This window comes from Candidatus Mycalebacterium sp. (assembly GCF_977828045.1).
Map to the genome: position 1 here is coordinate 36,809 of NZ_CDWCUL010000010.1, position 16,186 is coordinate 52,994.

Here is a 16,186-nt window from a genome sequence, read left to right on the forward strand (position 1 = left end):
ACACAAAAGCCCTTTGTAAAACTGAAAAGCACGCCGACAGACAGACTACAAAACCGTTTCGTTCAAACGATTTAGTTTCGTTTTCTTGTTGTTTACTCTTTGTGAGTAAAAATTTACTCCGTGAGTAAGGAGGTGATCCAGCCGCAGGTTCCCCTACGGCTACCTTGTTACGACTTCACCCCAATTACTGGCCCTACCTTAGGAGCCTGCCTCCCGAAGGTTAAGCACAGCTACTTCGGGTAGAACCAACTTTCGTGGTGTGACGGGCGGTGTGTGCAAGGTCCGGGAACGTATTCACCGCGGCATTGCTGATCCGCGATTACTAGCGATTCCAACTTCATGCAGGTGAGTTTCAACCTGCAATCCGAACTGAGACCGACTTTAGAGGATTGGCTCCCCCTCACGGGTTAGCAACCTGTTGTATCGGCCATTGTAGCATGTGTGTAGCCCAAAGCGTAAGGGCCATGCTGACTTGACGTCATCCCCGCCTTCCTCCGATTTGTCACCGACAGTCTCTTTAGAGTCCCCGCCCGAAGCGCTGGCAACTAAAGATAGGGGTTGCGCTCGTTACCGGACTTAACCGGACACCTCACGGCACGAGCTGACGACAGCCATGCAGCACCTGTGCTAAATCCGCCAGGCAAGCCCGACGTAACTGATGCTTTCACACCAGCCTAAGATAGCATGTCAAGCCTTGGTAAGGTTCTTCGCTTATCATCGAATTAAACCACATGCTCCACCGCTTGTGCGGACCCCCGCCAATTTCTTTGAGTTTCAGCCTTGCGACCGTACTCCCCAGGCGGGATGCTTAACGCGTTAACTACGACAAAGAGGAAAATCCCCTTCATCTAGCATCCATCGTTTAGGGCGTGGACTACCCGGGTATCTAATCCGGTTTGCTCCCCACGCTTTCGTTCCTCAGTGTCAGTACCAAGCCAGTTGGCTGCCTTCGCTCACTGGTGTTCCTCCCGATATCTACGCATTTCACCGCTACACCGGGAATTCCGCCAACCTCTCTTGGACTCAAGTCAAGCAGTTTTGGATGCAATTCCGGGGTTAAGCCCCGGGCTTTCACATCCAACTTGCAAGACCACCTACGAACTCTTTACGCCCAGTAATTCCGAGCAACGCTTGCCCCCTCCGTATTACCGCGGCTGCTGGCACGGAGTTAGCCGGGGCTTCCTCTGGAGGTACAGTCAAGCCTGTAAGGTTAATTTACAGACCCTTCTTCCCTCTTGACATAGGTTTACAACCCGAAGGCCTTCTTCCCTCACGCGGCATCGCTGGGTCAGGCTTTCGCCCATTGCCCAATATTCCCCACTGCTGCCTCCCGTAGGAGTCGGGGCCGTGTCTCAGTCCCCGTGTGGCCGATCACCCGCTAAGGCCGGCTACCCGTCTTTGGCTTGGTAGGCTTTTACCCCACCAACAACCTGATAGGACGTGGACCCCTCAAAAGGTGACAACCAAAAAGGCCATCTTTTACCCCGTTGTCCTCAGACATCGTGGTCATATCCGGCATTAGCCTTGGTTTCCCAAGGTTGTTCCGGACCTTAAGGCAGGTTATCCACGTTGTACGCACCCGTCCGCCGCTGTACTTGCGACCGAAGTCGCTTTCTCGCTCGACTTGCATGTGTAAAGCGTGCCGCCAGCGTTCGCTCTGAGCCAGAATCAAACTCTTCCTAAAAATTGTAATCGTCTGGAAACGACTCTGCGTTTGTCCGCTGTCTGCGTGCTATTCAGTTTTCAAAGAACTTGCGACACAAAATGTCGCGGGATTGTTAAAGTAACGAAGCCCCGTTGGCTTGTCAATACTGCAACAAAAAAAAGCGCCGGACAAAAAATCCGGCGCTTTTTCAATATGAAAAATTGGCGTGTTTATCAGAACACAAAGGAAATTCTAGCAACGCCAGACAGTCCCCACAATCTGCTAACGGGGCCTTCAGAACGGTTAATAACGTAATGCCCTTTTACCGCCATACCCATTTTCAAACCGCCGCGTTTGACATAGTCAAGGGAAAGTTTGCCAATCACCGGCAGAAATCCTTCTCTGGAAATCTGATCTCCGAGGTCGTAAACCAACAGACCCGTTCCCACTCCCGCCGAAAATTCCATCGGGGTTGTCTCCATGGGGAAATCAAACTGCACAAAAACCGGCGCAGAGAAATGGTTGAGAGTGTGATCCGCCACATCAACAAAACCAATCATGAAATCCGGCTCAAACCTTAAGCTTGAGAGAAAATTCAAACCGAAAAGGTTGTTGGCATCGCCAATAAAACGCGACAATTCAAAACCAATGGACAACCCATGCTCAGTCGCATCAGGCCCAGTCATCTGCGCCTTCTGGTAGTAGTAGCCGCTTTTAAGAACAAATTCTTTGTTGCCATCCGACATATACGTGGACATCATTGTGCCATCTTCGTCCATAGCCCCCGCTTTGACACTCGGGCTAAAAGACAGAACAAGCGCTATAACAAGCGCGAAAAATAAAGACTTTTTCATTTACAATCCTCCCTCCTGTGGAACTCCCTTCATTTTACAGACAAGCGCGGAGTTTTGTCAATAAAGTTTCAAAACCGCGCAATTTGAATTTCCCCTTCATTACTGTGAATATATATTGAGAAAAAGCGGCGTGCTTACGCGGCTCTCAAATTTCATTTAAGGCGGTTCACATGACAAAAGACACTCAAGGGAAATGGGCTCTCATTTTAGGCGCTTCAAGCGGTTTCGGGCAGGCGGCGGCGGTTGAGCTCGCGAAAAACGGAATGAACATCTGCGGAGTCCATTTGGATAGGAAAGCCGGGTTGGAAAACGTGGAAAAGATTAAAAGCAGTATTGAATCTGAAGGGGTCAAAGCGCTGTTTTTCAATGTTAACGCAGCGGATGCGGAAAAGCGCGCGGAGGTTCTGGACTCTATTGCCGGGCAGCGCGGCGCGGAGGGGGCGGTAAAGGTTCTTATGCACTCGCTCGCGTTCGGAACCCTCAAACACTACGTTTCAGAAAAGCCGGAAGAAATGCTCACAAACAAAAACATGGATATGACACTTGATGTGATGGCGCACAGCCTTGTTTACTGGTCGCAGGATGTTGTAACGCGAAAACTCATGGGCGAAGGCGGCAGAATTTTCGCGATGACAAGTTCGGGAAGCCACAGGGTCTGGCCCACATACGGAGCCGTTTCGGCGGCAAAAGCGGCGCTTGAACACCACATTCGCCAACTTGCCGTTGAACTCGCGCCGAAAAAAATCACCGCAAATTCAATAAGAGCGGGAGTAACGGACACGCCCGCGCTCAGAAAAATTCCCGGAAACGAGGCGCTTGTTGAAAACGCCATGCGGGTCAACCCGTCCGGGCGGCTGACCACAACGGAAGATGTTGCCAAAACAATCGCCCTTCTCGCTCAAAGCGGAGCGGACTGGGTAACGGGCAACGTAATCGGCGTCGACGGCGGCGAAGATTTGATATGAGAAATACGTTAATACTTGCGCCTCTCGCGAACTACGCACCGTATCTTATGAACGGACAGGCGGGTCTAAACTTCAAAATCACAGATGTGCAGAAATGAGCAACCTTCCCGAAATCAAAATCTACAACACCCTCACGCGGAAAAAAGAAACTTTTGAGCCGAAGACGCCCGGCAAGGTCGGAATATATGTCTGCGGGCCCACGGTTTACGATTCCGCCCACCTCGGACACGCCCGCAGTGCGGTGTCTTTTGATGTCATACGGCGGTTCTTCATTCACGCCGGATACGAGGTCAACTTCGTGAGAAACTACACCGATGTTGATGACAAAATCATCAACCGCGCGAACGAAGCCGGACAGACATCAGAGCAAATTGCCGAAACCTACATCAAGGACTACAGCGAAGACATGGAGGCGCTCGGCGTCCGCACGCCTGATGTTGAACCGAGGGTTACAACGCACATGACGCAGATAATTTCGCTTGTTGAAAAAATCATCGCGAGCGGTCTTGGATACGAGTCGGAAGGCGATGTGTTCTTCTCGGTGAGGAAGTCCAACGAATACGGAAAACTGTCTCGTAGAACTCTTGACTCAATGCTTGAAGCAGTGCGCATAGACCTTAATGAGAAAAAAGATGACGCGCTTGATTTCGCGCTCTGGAAAGCGGCAAAACCCGGAGAGCCAAGTTGGGACAGCCCGTGGGGAAAGGGACGACCCGGCTGGCACATAGAGTGCAGCGCAATGAGCATGGAATATCTCGGAATGGATTTTGACATACATGGCGGCGGGAAGGATTTGATTTTTCCGCATCACGAAAACGAAATTGCGCAGGCCGAAGCCGCGGGCGGCGGGTTCGCAAAATACTGGATGCACAACGGGCTGATACAAATAAACCGCGAAAAAATGAGCAAATCGCTGGACAACTTTCTCACGGTCAAACAGGCGCTTGAAAGATGGTCTCCCGAAGCAATTCGCCTTTTCTTTCTGCTTCACCACTACCGCAATCCGGCGGACTTTTCCGAGAAATCTCTGGACGAGGCGGAGTCTTCGCTTGAGCGTCTCTACAAAACTGTCGGGCGCGCAAAAGGCGCGGAAACGGGGGAAACCGAAGACTCCGAACTTTCCGAAGCGGTGAAAAACTTCAAAGAAAAAAGTTTCGGCGCGATGCTTGACGATTTTAACTCCGCCGAAGCAACAGGTCATCTGTTTGACCTCATAAGGGAAATCAACCGCTCACTTGATTCAAACCCCGCCGGTTCGGGCGCGATTGCCTCTGCGCTCGTCGCGATAGAGGATTTCGCGGGTATCGTGGGAATTCTCGCGGGTAACCCCGATGATTATATGAAAGGCACGGCGGGCGCGGAAATATCCGAAGATGAAATCACCGGACTGATAGCGGAAAGAGAAGCCGCGAGAAAAGAAAAAAACTGGAGCAGAGCGGACGAAATCCGCACGCTTCTCGCAGACAAGGGCGTTGTTCTTGAAGACGGAGCCGAAGGAACGGTTTGGAGTTTTAAGAAATAGCCGTGAAAAAAGGTTGCAAAGCCCCGTTTTATTGATAGACGGAAAAAAACGAAGACCCTAAATCCAAACGCCCATATACTCAAGGGCGCGTTTCATCGTCTGCGGCGCTTGAGTTTCGCCACGGCAGCTAAACCAGCACGCTTCACATTTTGTGGGCTGAAACATTCCCGGTTCGTATTCAGACCAGTGCGCTACAACGGGCATTTCACTGCACCGTTTGATGTGTCCGCTCGGGGTGATTTGCAGATGCTCAATTCCCGCCGTGCAGTCCGGCACGCCGCCGCGCTCAAAATATGACGGGATTTGATTCAAGTAATATTCGCTTGAAAGAATAGTCCCCTTCCATTTGCGCCTTCTTTCAATAATTTCGTCAACAAGCTCTCTAACGCGCCCCGTGTGTTTGGAGTCAATCAAATGCGACTCGTTGTTTGTTTTCATCACAGAATACGAACTGAAAGATATGCCGATGCCCCACTCTCTCGCCTTGTCCGCAATGTTCAAAACCTCGTCCAGATTGTCGTCCATTATTACCGTGTTCACTATGATGCTTTTGTCCGGAAACTCTTCCGCCATTTGAGGCATAAGTTCGGAAATCTGCTTCCAAAGCCCTTTGATTCCCCTGTATTGGTCGTGCTTCTCACCCGGAAAATCAAGTGAAATGGCTATCTGATCCATTCCGGCGTCAAAAAGTTCGCGCGCTTTGTCTATATCCAGCAGGTCGCCTTTGGTAACCATTGAGGTGAAGATGTAAATGGAAGCCTCTTTGATTTGGCGGAAAATGTCGGGAAGGTCTTTCCTGAGCATCGGCTCGCCGCCGGTTACGACCGTAACAAGCGGGTTGATTTTCCGTATCACGGGGCCGTAGTCGTCAAGCCGGACTTCGTGGCGCGTCTGCCAATAATCACAGAAATCGCAGGTCGCGTTACAGAGTTTTGTAACTTCAAGATTCGCGAGTATGGGTCTTCCGGCAACTCTGGAATAAGCATATTTTGCTATACCCGTCGCACCTTCTCTAATCGAAAGCATTGGTGCAGAATATCACACGGGCGGAACCGTTTCAATCAATATCTCCTTGCGTGTAATCTCACGCGCCTGTTAAAATCAGGCAAATGAAAGCCGCAACGAGAGAGGAAATACGCGAGATAGACAGAGCGTCCGTTGATGAACACGGGATTTCTGTAAACGTGCTTATGGAAAATGCCGGGCGCGCCGTTTGCTCGGCGGCGGAGAGGAAATTCCCCGAAGCCCGGAAAATAGCCATCGTCTGCGGAGGCGGCAACAACGGCGGAGACGGCTTTGTCGCCGCGCGGCATCTGGCGGCTAAGGGAAAGGAAGTTACTGTTTACACTTCAAAAAAAATGGCCGAATATTCCAAACAACCCCTTGAAAATCTGAAATCTGCGGAAAAAAGCGGAATTCCAATCGTTGAAATCGGAAAAGAAACCTCAAAAATTGCCGGATGCGACCTCATAATTGACGCTCTGCTCGGCACGGGACTTGAATCCGAAGTTCGCGCTGCGGACGCCGAATTGATAAATTTCATTAACGCTTCAAAATGCCCGTGTCTTTCGGTGGATGTTCCGTCCGGCATAGACTCAAACACCGGAGCCGTTCTCGGCAAAGCCATCAAGGCTGACGCGACCGTAACCTTCGTGGTTCCAAAAGTGGGCATATCCGTTCATCCGGGAATTGAGCACGCAGGCGAGATTTTTGTCGCGGGAATTACAACCCCTCCCCATTTGGAAGAGAAAATCGCCTGCGAAATCGCCACTTACCAAACCTGTGCCGGACTGCTGCGTCCGCGAGCGGACGACTCTCACAAGGGCACATACGGGCATACGCTTGTTCTCGCGGGAGGTGTGGGGAAATCCGGCGCGGCGGTTCTCGCGACCGAAGCGGCGGTTAACGCGGGCTCCGGGCTCGTAACTCTCGGCGTTCCGAAAAGCGTCCACGCATCCGCGGAACAGAAAGTTGTTGAGGCAATGAGCGAGTCGATTGAGGAAGTGAACGGATGTTTTGGAAAGCCGTCCGTGGGAAAAGCAACGGAAATACTTTCGGGCAAAAGCGCGCTTGTAACCGGTCCGGGCATCTCAACATCGGAGCAGACTGCGTTTTTTCTATCCGAAATTGTGGCGGCGGCTTCCTGCCCAATCGTCATAGACGCGGACGGCTTGAACATAGCGGCTGAAAATCCCGGCATATTTGACAAAATCCGGAGCGAAACCGTGTTGACGCCCCACCCCGCTGAGATGGCGCGGCTTTGCGGAAAAACCACCGCAGACATTCAGGCGGACAGAATCGGCTCCGCACGTGAACTGGCGGCGCAAACCGGTTGCTTTGTGGTTCTAAAGGGGGCGCGAACCGTAATTGCTTGCCCGCAAGGGGCTGTTTTCATCAACCCGACGGGCAATCCCGCAATGGCTTCGGGTGGAATGGGTGATGTTCTCGCGGGGGTTATTGGCGGACTGCTCGCTCAAGGGTATTGCGCGCGGGACGCTTGTATTCTTGGAGTTTTCGCGCATGGGCTCGCCGGAGACACTACGGCGGGGCAGTCCGGCGGAATGGCGGTCAGAGCGGGCGCGGTTTCCGGAGGTTTGCCCGCAGCTTTCGCCGCAATCGCAAAAGCGGACGGCGCAAAAGCGGACGGACGGTTTTTCACGGTCATTTGAGGTTTTTGCGGTTTTGAAAGCGGAAACAAAAGTTGCCACATCAAGCGAGGAGGAAACTGAAAATCTCGCGCGCAAAATTGCGGCGGATTTGAAGGCGGGAGACACGGTTCTGCTCTACGGCTGTCTCGGAGCGGGAAAAACCGTTGTCGCGAGAGGAATAGCGAGAGGGCTTGGCGTGGAGGAAATTGTTGCAAGCCCGACTTTTGTGATTATGAACCGCTATGAAACGCGCCTCCCGAACACGCCGCTTTTCCATTTTGACCTTTACAGAAATCCCGCGCCCGAAGAGTTTGCCGGGCTCGGCTTTGCGGACATATTCGCCGGAGAAGGCATAGCCGTGGTTGAATGGGCGGAAAACCTGCCGCCCGGGCTTGCGCGGAATGCGGTCAAAATTGAAATTGCACTTTCAGGCGAAAACATAAACGGACGCAAAATTAAAATCACCGCGCGCTAACCCGTTATTCTCCAAATTTCTGCATATAAGGGTTGCGCCGGCTCTTGTCTCTTATCTTGATGAAACCGTGTTCAGTCGCCAAATGACACGAATTGCACGCTTCAACCATCTTTCCATACGCTTTTTTGGCAACGCGCCTGTCTTCTTTTTCCACTGCTTCTTCGAGACTGCGGAAAACTTCGCCCAGCATTGCCGCCGACATTTTGCCGACCGGATGTCCGTCATAGGATTTCACTTTTTCCACTTCTTCCAGAGTCTCCTCAATTTCATGAAGATAAAAATCGGCGAGTTGAAAATTGCTCTCGTTCAGAGCAAGCCCGGCTTTGTGCAGAAAATACTGAAGCGCCGTCATTCTGCCGATAAGGTCTTCGCCCCCGTGCCCGCTTCCGCCTTCATCCGCCCGAACGGAAGTAACCGTGGAAAAAGATAAAACAACTGCCAGCAATAAAAATACAAATTTCATTATTCCGCCTCCTTACGGCAAATTTATTTTTTGAAAGCGATTGACACTCCGCCCCAGGTTCCGGCCTCTCTGACATCGCTATCCGCCTTTAACTCCTCTTTGATATCTTTTTGCTTGAAACTGCGGTTCAGGTGTCCAAGAATGGAAATTCCCTCTTTAACTTCAAACCCGGCTTCAACACCAATCTGAAAGTTGTTTGCCCCGTCGTTTTCCTTCGTTATGTAACCGAAATCAAATGCCTGAAGCACATATGGCGACACGGTTACGCGCCCGAACACGGGAATGTCGCTTGAAGCCGCAATCTCCACGAAAGAGCCCTCCGCCTCGGTTGCGTAAACATATGCGACTGACACGGAAACAAATGGCAGCCCGCCATATGAAGCCTCCGCGGCCCACTCGTTATCTTTTGTGTCATCATGAGTGAACTCAAGACGTGTGTAGGATGCGCCAAACTCAAAATCCGCAAACTCAAATCCGTAACCCACTCCGAGATTGATCTCGCTGAAATTCTCTTTGTCGCCGCCTGTGTGGTCAAAGGCGACCGAGAACCCCTTGTAGTCCACTGAGGCGCCGAGCACATAGACGCCGCCTTTGGAAAGGCCGTTCCTGCCTTCCGACGCATCCTTTGACTCCCATCCGCCGTAAAATTCAATCCCGATGTCTTTCAAATCCATAAATGAGGAATCCCTTTCCACGGCTACGGCGGAATTAGCGCCGTAAAAAACCGCGAGAGAAAAAACTGCGGCGAAAAATATTGCTTTTTTGAATGGCCTTCTTCTCACTCCAACCTCCATCATCCGGGAATTGCGGCTAATCCTGACATTGTCAACCTATTTAGTCAAGAATCAATTTCAGGTTATCAAAAAAAGTTTTCACGGAACGTATACGCCCTCTTGCCATCTGACGCTGTTATAATAGACGCCTTAATAAAACGGTGGAAAAAACAATGAGTCTCGTGGTTCAAAAATACGGCGGAGCAAGTGTTTCCGACATCGGCTCCATAGGCAGGGTCGCGGAAAATATAATCAGGCGCGCGGGCGCGGGAGACAAAATAGTCGCCGTTGTGTCCGCGATGGCGGGCGAGACCGACCGGCTCACAAACCTTGCGCGCGAAATTATGGACCCGCCCGACCGGCGCGAACTTGACGTCATCATCTCAAGCGGAGAACAGGTTTCTTCGGGGCTTTTGTGCATGAAAATAAAATCACTCGGGCAGGAAGCGGTTTCTTTTCAGGGGCATCAGGTTCGCGTTACGACTGATAACGCATTCAGCGGCGCGAAAATCAAAACCATTGACGACAGCAAAATCAGGGAGGCGCTTGATTCCGGAGTGGTTGCCGTAATCGCCGGATTTCAGGGCGTTGACGATCATGGAAACGTTACAACTCTGGGCAGAGGAGGCTCGGATTTGACCGCAGTCGCGGTCGCGTCCGTTCTCGGCGCGGATTCCTGCGAACTCTACAAGGATGTTGACGGAATCTTCTCCGCCGACCCCCTGGTGTGCAAAGACGCGCGAAAGCTGGATAGAATCTGCTACGAAGAAATGCTTGAAATGGCAAGCGCCGGTTCAAGAGTTCTTCAGGCAAGAGCGGTTGAGCACGCGAGCAAATTCTCAATTCCCCTTCATGTGCGTCCCATGAACGCGCCGGAAAAAGAGGGGACGCTGGTTATGGAGGAAAGCGCTATGGAATCAATGGAAGAGGCGATAATCTCGGGCGTGAGTTCGGATAAAAATCAGGCAAAACTCACAATCGCGGGCGTTCCCGACCAGCCGGGTATAGCCGCAAAAATCTTCTCGGTTCTCGCGAGCGAAAATATATCGGTGGACATGATAGTTCAAAATATCAGTCATGGCGGAGTCAATGACGTTACCTTCACGGTTCCGCGCGTGGAGTTCAAAAAAGCCGCAAAGGCGACTCGCAAACTGTCAAAGGAAATCGGCGCGAGGCAGGTGGAATCCGAAGACCGCATAGCGAAAATCTCACTCATCGGCATCGGAATGAGGTCTCATTCGGGAGTGGCTTCCAGAATGTTTCAAACGCTCGCGCATAAGAAAATCAACATAATGATGATAAGCACTTCGGAAATAAAAATATCGTGCATAGTGCAAGAGGGCGAAACCGAACGCGCCGTGCGTGCGCTTCATGACGAGTTTTTCGACGGAAAAAAGAAAACGGAAAGAAAAAATGAGCGAAAGCGTTGAAATATATGATGTAACACTGAGGGACGGCACTCAGGGCGAAGACATATCGTTTTCAGTTGAGGAAAAACTCCAAATCACGGAGAAACTCGCCGACCTTGGCGTCAATTACATAGAAGGCGGCTGGCCCGGCTCAAACAACCGCGACAGGAAGTATTTTGAGCACGCCCTCAAACTGAACACGGCAAACGCGAAAGTAAGCGCTTTTTCAAGCACGCGCCGGGCCGGAGTTTCATGCGACGGGGACGCCAACATTCAGTCACTTCTTCAAACCGGCGTTTCAGTTGCGGCAATTGTTGGCAAAAGTTGGGATTTTCAGGTGAAAACGGTTCTTGAAACCACGGAAGACGAAAACCTCGCGATGATAAGCGACACCGTGAAATATCTTAAAGAGAGAATGGAAACCGTGTTTTTTGACGCGGAGCATTTTTTTGACGGTTTCAAGGCAAACCCGGACTACGCGATTACCTCTGCGCGCGCGGCTCTTGACTCCGGCGCCGATGCCGTTGTGATGTGCGACACAAACGGCGGCTCAATGCCGTGGGAAGTTGAGCAAATCGTGTTGGAAACAAGAAAACTCCTCGGCGGCGACCCTCATCTGGGAATCCACGTCCACAACGACACCGAACACGGAGTCGCGAACACTCTGTATGCCGTCAGAGCCGGAATACGCCATGTGCAGGGAACAATGAACGGCTACGGAGAGAGATGCGGAAACGCCAACCTCTGTTCAATCATACCGAACATCCGCCTCAAGCTCGCGATGGACTGCATCACGGACGGCAAGTTGGAGAAACTTTATGAGACCGCTCATTTCATCAACGAACTTGCCAACCTCAATCCGCTCAAGAAAAAAGCATTTGTCGGCGAGAGCGCTTTCGCGCACAAAGGCGGGCTTCACGCGAGTGCGGTTCGCAAAAGCCCCAAAACATACGAACACATAGATCCCGCCATTGTGGGAAACCGTAGAAGGGTGCTGGTTTCAGACCTTTCGGGCAAAGCAAACATCATTTCAAAAGCGGCGGAGTTCGGAGTGGAGATAGATTCGGACGATAAACGGGTTGTGGAAATTCTGCAAAATCTCAAAGAGTTGGAAAACAAGGGATACGAGTTTGAAAGAGCCGGAGCGTCATTTGAGCTTCTTGTGAGAAAACATCTGGGCTTGTATGAAAAACTTTTCTTCGTGGAAAACATCAAAACCGCCGTTGAGCGCAAGGGCAGAGACGGCAAGCCCGTGTCGTCCGCAGAAGTGTCAGTCAAGGTTGGCGGAAAAGTTAAAAAAGCAAAAGCGCTCGGAAACGGACCCGTGAACGCGCTCGACAAAGCGTTGCGGGAGGCGCTTGAAAGGTTTTTCCCCACGATTCAGGAAATGATGCTCAAAGACTACAAAGTGCGCGTGGTGTCGTCCATCAAGGGCACAAGCTCGGTGGTACGGGTTCTTGTTGAATCGGGAGACGGCAAGACTGTCTGGAATACGGTGGGCGTCTCGGAAAATGTGGTTGAAGCAAGTTGGAAAGCGCTCATAGACAGCATTGATTACAAACTGCTCAAAGACGGAACCGAATAATATTGCAAATCCCGCCATCCATAATCCCTTTAAATCCTAAACTGGTGGTTGCCATAAATTTCCGTCAAATTTGTCTTGTGCTTTCATTATCTCCTCCCAAGGTTCTTCATCGGCGATTAGATAAAGACGCTCGGTTGGGCGCGTCATAGCAACATAAAGACGATCACGTTCCAACAGCAATTCCTCTTTCTCTATTTCTTCACCTTTGTTCAAAAGCGGAAAATTGGATTTCCCAATCCGAGGAATTATTACAGCACGGAACTCCAAACCTTTCGCGCTATCAAAAGTTGTTATTCCTACACAACCCCCTTCCTGTTTTCCCTCCTCTTTTCGCAAATCTTGACACTTCACACCCATTTCCTCGAGATATTCTTGCACTTCTCGTGCATCACTATTTACACGACAAAGTATCCCAATTTCCTCTTCTTTTAATTCTTTCTTTTTTAATTCCTTAACCCTCTTTAATATCTCCGGACACTCCCCGTCTTTTTCCACTATACAAAAATGCGGCTTTTCTCCTTCTTCCCTTACACACTCAGGAAAAGACGCTTTTTCGTCTTCACTATTATGACTTTTTTCCGTAACAAGCAGAGATTTACCTCTCACTTCTTTAGCCGCATTGAAAATAGAAGAACTGTTTCTGTAATTGCCCGGCAATGGAATTGTTGTTTCCAAATTGTTACTATCAAGTCCTAGTTCCGGCCAACTGTATCGAAAACCACCAGCGTAAATCTGTTGAGCCAAATCTTCCAATAAAAACAGCCCATTTTCGGGTATCGGATTTTCCCTTCTTCCTGCAACCAAAGTCCTTGCAAACCTCATCGCAACATATGTCATGTCCTGTGCCTCATCTACAATTACAGCGCGGTATCGAGGAAGTACGGGACTCCCTTCTCTCTTTTGCATTACATGGCGAAGCACTTTTGCAAAAGAAAAGACACCTTCCTCGTTCATCCGTTCTTCCCAATCTTCATAAAGTTGCCACACAATTTCCCGCTCTTTTCTTTTTAGAGGAATTTTACGCCCCACCCTTTCAAAACGGTCTGTGTCTAAATATTCATTTGTAAATTCACGCCCATGTATAACGCGCTCAATTTCCTCTTTGATATAGTCTTTCCCGTAGTTTTCAATGTTACTTCCTTTTGCAAGTTTTTCCCAAGACTTATCAAATAGAATCTCGGATCTTTGGTCTACAGATACGCCGTCAAATTCGTCTTGAGCAATTTGATTTATCGTTTTAAAATCTACGTTTTTCAGACAATTAGGCATTTTGAAGTAAAGTTCTTTAAGATTTTTAACTGCGGACTTATGAAAAGCAGTAACAAGAATTCTGTTCGGATTGTCATTTTTATATTTTTCTGCCAAATATGCGGCACGGTGAAGCCCTATCACACTCTTACCTGTTCCAGCGGCCCCTCTGATTCGCAATGCTCCCCGACATAACATTTCTACATACTTGTTCTGTTCCGGATGGAGCCAGAGCATCCACTCCTCAAATTTACTCTTCAGGGCTTTTTTCAAATCTGAGTTTAAAACCGTTTTCGGAATATTCCTGTAAATTTCTTTACGACCTACATAATATTTTTTCTTTGCCGCCCAGTCATACATCTCATCATGCTTTCCCGCATTGGCAAAAATCCAACAATTACCATCTTCTGCAATTATGATGCGAGGGTTTTTGGCAACTCTTATAGACCATAAGTTCGATTGTTTTCCACTTTTAAGTTTCTCAATATTAAAACCTCCTGGAAGCAAATCTCTTTTCTCTTCTCTAAAATTCGTATTGTGCTTCTTACATAAATTCCAAAATTCGTCCGCATCTTCCAAACATTTTTTATGGAGCGGAGAATCGATACTCACAGCATCATGGAATTCTCTTGTAACTGGAAAAGGCAACTCAATCATGATTCAAAACCAAAAAGCCCTTTGTAAAACGGTTTTACACATTGAAAGGGGAACTTGTCAGTCATTCAACACCTTCATCCGTAGTTTTTTCTGATATGGGGTTACCGTCTTTTCTTCTTCTCACTTTTTTATGTGAAAGTTTTTCTGTTCTGTCTGGAATTGTCTCAACCGATTTTTCGGATTTCCCTCCGTCAATTTCCTGCATACTATCTAGAACCTCCTTCCAATGGTCGCCTTCCATTTTTTGCAGATGTTCTTTGACAAAAGAGATTTCATCGCCAAAGTCTAAAATCCCGCGAAGTTGTTGAAATTTTACGTATAAAAAATAGGTCAAAAGTACATCCGTCTCGCAATGTTCTTTGATTTCCTGTAATCGTCCGTCTTGCCATGCATTCCAAATTTCATTGCCAGCAATGCCTGTTTTTACCGAAAACCCGCACATTTTGGCAAAATCAGAGAGTTTAGATCTGTTGGAGTATTGATACATGGATAGCGCATCCATTAAATCCAGATGTCTTTCATGGTAGCGGTTGCTATAGTTGTTCCATTTGAAATCATCTTCCGTCTCCCAAAATGTTCTGGCGGTAATACCATTAATCATAGCCCTATGGTTTAGAACCGGAAGATCAAAGCCAGAGCCATTCCATGAAACAAGTTGTGGAGTATGAGAATCTATAATCTTAAAGAAATCGGCAATGAGTTGAGATTCATCCTTTTGTTGTCCACAAAAAGAACTTATTTCCAGTTTTTTACCGTTATCCCTTCCGGAAAAATTGCGTAACACATATGAAATTGTTACTACTTTTTGCAGAAAGGGTGGCAGAAATTCACTACTCTTCCCAGTCTCATCCTTTCTCAACTTGTGCGTGTTTGTAACAACTTCCCCGTCTGACAAATCAGAAGGGAAATCATATAGATTTCGCAATCCCTCAACATCGGGAATTGTTTCAATATCAAAAGCGAGAACATAATCAGGCACTGTCATCGAAAATTCTCTCTGTTGAGTTCTTTAAGACGCTTCCACTCTTTGATGTAATCGTTCAGATGATCGCATCCCGAAGCGGCTTTGGTTTCAATCATCTCCATAATAAGTTCCTGCTCGCGCGCGTATTGGGCGGCGTCAAAAAATCCGCCGAAGTGCGCGAAACGCAACCACAAAAGGTAGGTCGTCAGGGCGTCAAACTCGTTGTATCTAACTATGTCGTCAATCCTTCCTTCAAGCCACATCGGAGCGACTTCGTTGCCGTCAACGCCCATTTTCCCCGGAATGCCCGAAAGCCGCGCGAGCTCGTTGAGCGAAGGCGTTGATCTGTTGCCTCCCACTATGTTCATCAGATCCACATTCCAGTCGCTGAAACCGGAGAAATAGTCCGCGCCTTCCCACGGTTTGTCGGGTCTTTTCGCAAAAAGCGGAATGGAAAGCCCGTTTGTAACGGCTCTTTGCACAAGAATTCGCAAATCTGCGCGCACTGAGTTGTAGCCGACTACCTGAGGTTTGTTTTCGCCTACCGATTCAAGAAACTCGCTGATTATGCGGGGTTCGCTTTTTTTGTCTTCCGAAGTCTCGCCGATTTGCGGAAGCGAATGGAGACGGACTGTAACGCCCCCTTTTTTTTCGGTTCTTGAAACCATTGAGAGCGAAACGACTCTGCACAGAATGGTTTTCAAAAAAGGCCTGGGGTTTTCATCGGTCGCCCCTCCCCTTTTCCACATCTCGCCGATAACATCGGCATCGGACATATCCCCGGGCAAATCATAGACAAGCCGTCCGGCGAGCGGGTCGGGAACCCACTCAACATCAAAAGCCCACACCTTGTTATGAACGGATTTAAACATCTTGCAAAAACTGGCGGAGAGGGAGGGATTCGAACCCTCGATACCCTTGTGAGGTATACTCGCTTAGCAGGCGAGCGCCTTCAACCGCTCGGCCACCTCTCCGGTT

General features: G+C 49.3%; 13 protein-coding genes, 1 tRNA gene and 1 rRNA gene. 6 read left to right on the plus strand and 9 right to left on the minus strand.

Annotated features, from left to right (window positions below):
* Nucleotides 1-125: 125 nt before the first annotated feature.
* Both ACY430_RS02265 and ACY430_RS02270 read right to left on the minus strand, forming a co-directional pair.
* Nucleotides 126-1,684: ribosomal RNA gene (locus tag ACY430_RS02265) — 16S ribosomal RNA — on the minus strand.
* Between the two features lie 194 nt (nucleotides 1,685-1,878).
* The gene (locus ACY430_RS02270; protein WP_462137280.1) at nucleotides 1,879-2,499 is read right to left on the minus strand and encodes a hypothetical protein; all 621 of its coding nucleotides are present in this window, start codon (nucleotides 2,497-2,499) and stop codon (nucleotides 1,879-1,881) included.
* 170 nt (nucleotides 2,500-2,669) lie between these two features.
* Between ACY430_RS02270 and ACY430_RS02275 the strand changes: the two genes are divergently transcribed.
* Both ACY430_RS02275 and cysS read left to right on the plus strand, forming a co-directional pair.
* A complete protein-coding gene (locus tag ACY430_RS02275) occupies nucleotides 2,670-3,464 on the plus strand; it encodes an enoyl-ACP reductase FabI (protein WP_462137281.1) in 795 nt (264 codons plus the stop codon).
* Between the two features lie 94 nt (nucleotides 3,465-3,558).
* Nucleotides 3,559-4,986, plus strand: coding sequence for a cysteine--tRNA ligase (gene cysS / locus ACY430_RS02280; protein ID WP_462137282.1), 1,428 nt, complete (start codon nucleotides 3,559-3,561; stop codon nucleotides 4,984-4,986).
* A 57-nt stretch (nucleotides 4,987-5,043) separates the two neighbouring features.
* Here cysS and ACY430_RS02285 read toward each other — a convergent pair whose 3' ends face one another.
* Nucleotides 5,044-6,012: a radical SAM protein gene (locus ACY430_RS02285; protein ID WP_462137283.1), complete on the minus strand. Its 969-nt coding sequence runs from the start codon at nucleotides 6,010-6,012 to the stop codon at nucleotides 5,044-5,046.
* Between the two features lie 83 nt (nucleotides 6,013-6,095).
* On the opposite strand from ACY430_RS02285, the gene ACY430_RS02290 reads away from it, so the two are divergent.
* Both ACY430_RS02290 and tsaE read left to right on the plus strand, forming a co-directional pair.
* The gene (locus ACY430_RS02290) at nucleotides 6,096-7,655 is read left to right on the plus strand and encodes an NAD(P)H-hydrate dehydratase (RefSeq protein WP_462137284.1); all 1,560 of its coding nucleotides are present in this window, start codon (nucleotides 6,096-6,098) and stop codon (nucleotides 7,653-7,655) included.
* A gap of 13 nt (nucleotides 7,656-7,668) precedes the next feature.
* Nucleotides 7,669-8,109 (plus strand): tRNA (adenosine(37)-N6)-threonylcarbamoyltransferase complex ATPase subunit type 1 TsaE, encoded by a 441-nt coding sequence (tsaE, locus tag ACY430_RS02295; protein WP_462137285.1) that lies wholly within the window; start codon nucleotides 7,669-7,671, stop codon nucleotides 8,107-8,109.
* 4 nt (nucleotides 8,110-8,113) lie between these two features.
* On the opposite strand, the gene ACY430_RS02300 is transcribed toward tsaE, so the two are convergent.
* The gene (locus tag ACY430_RS02300; protein ID WP_462137286.1) at nucleotides 8,114-8,572 is read right to left on the minus strand and encodes a hypothetical protein; all 459 of its coding nucleotides are present in this window, start codon (nucleotides 8,570-8,572) and stop codon (nucleotides 8,114-8,116) included.
* A gap of 23 nt (nucleotides 8,573-8,595) precedes the next feature.
* Entirely contained in the window at nucleotides 8,596-9,354 is a 759-nt protein-coding gene (locus tag ACY430_RS02305) for a hypothetical protein (protein ID WP_462137287.1), read from the minus strand.
* Nucleotides 9,355-9,518: 164 nt separating this feature from the next.
* On the opposite strand from ACY430_RS02305, the gene ACY430_RS02310 reads away from it, so the two are divergent.
* Complete coding sequence (locus ACY430_RS02310) at nucleotides 9,519-10,775, plus strand: aspartate kinase (RefSeq protein WP_462137288.1); 1,257 nt, start codon at nucleotides 9,519-9,521, stop codon at nucleotides 10,773-10,775.
* A complete protein-coding gene (gene cimA / locus ACY430_RS02315; protein ID WP_462137289.1) occupies nucleotides 10,759-12,339 on the plus strand; it encodes a citramalate synthase in 1,581 nt (526 codons plus the stop codon). The genes ACY430_RS02310 and cimA overlap by 17 nt, the downstream gene beginning before the upstream one ends.
* A 36-nt stretch (nucleotides 12,340-12,375) precedes the next feature.
* Here cimA and ACY430_RS02320 read toward each other — a convergent pair whose 3' ends face one another.
* From ACY430_RS02320 to ACY430_RS02335, 4 genes are all read right to left on the minus strand, one after another.
* Nucleotides 12,376-14,244, minus strand: coding sequence for a 3'-5' exonuclease (locus tag ACY430_RS02320; RefSeq protein ID WP_462137290.1), 1,869 nt, complete (start codon nucleotides 14,242-14,244; stop codon nucleotides 12,376-12,378).
* Between the two features lie 61 nt (nucleotides 14,245-14,305).
* Complete coding sequence (locus tag ACY430_RS02325; protein ID WP_462137291.1) at nucleotides 14,306-15,223, minus strand: 3'-5' exonuclease; 918 nt, start codon at nucleotides 15,221-15,223, stop codon at nucleotides 14,306-14,308.
* A 2-nt stretch (nucleotides 15,224-15,225) separates the two neighbouring features.
* Nucleotides 15,226-16,080 carry a 3'-5' exonuclease gene (locus ACY430_RS02330; protein ID WP_462137292.1) on the minus strand — a complete coding sequence of 285 codons (855 nt, stop codon included), beginning with the start codon at nucleotides 16,078-16,080 and terminating at the stop codon, nucleotides 15,226-15,228.
* Between the two features lie 11 nt (nucleotides 16,081-16,091).
* Nucleotides 16,092-16,182, minus strand: a tRNA-Ser gene (locus ACY430_RS02335).
* Nucleotides 16,183-16,186: the final 4 nt, after the last annotated feature.

Coding starts and splice junctions, on each gene's coding strand:
- ACY430_RS02270 (WP_462137280.1), bottom strand. CDS start 2,499: ATGAAAAAGTCTTTATTTTTCGCGCTTGTTATAGCGCTTGTTCTGTCT.
- ACY430_RS02275 (WP_462137281.1), top strand. CDS start 2,670: ATGACAAAAGACACTCAAGGGAAATGGGCTCTCATTTTAGGCGCTTCA.
- cysS (WP_462137282.1), top strand. CDS start 3,559: ATGAGCAACCTTCCCGAAATCAAAATCTACAACACCCTCACGCGGAAA.
- ACY430_RS02285 (WP_462137283.1), bottom strand. CDS start 6,012: ATGCTTTCGATTAGAGAAGGTGCGACGGGTATAGCAAAATATGCTTAT.
- ACY430_RS02290 (WP_462137284.1), top strand. CDS start 6,096: ATGAAAGCCGCAACGAGAGAGGAAATACGCGAGATAGACAGAGCGTCC.
- ACY430_RS02300 (WP_462137286.1), bottom strand. CDS start 8,572: ATGAAATTTGTATTTTTATTGCTGGCAGTTGTTTTATCTTTTTCCACG.
- ACY430_RS02310 (WP_462137288.1), top strand. CDS start 9,519: ATGAGTCTCGTGGTTCAAAAATACGGCGGAGCAAGTGTTTCCGACATC.
- cimA (WP_462137289.1), top strand. CDS start 10,759: ATGAGCGAAAGCGTTGAAATATATGATGTAACACTGAGGGACGGCACT.
- ACY430_RS02320 (WP_462137290.1), bottom strand. CDS start 14,244: ATGATTGAGTTGCCTTTTCCAGTTACAAGAGAATTCCATGATGCTGTG.
- ACY430_RS02330 (WP_462137292.1), bottom strand. CDS start 16,080: ATGTTTAAATCCGTTCATAACAAGGTGTGGGCTTTTGATGTTGAGTGG.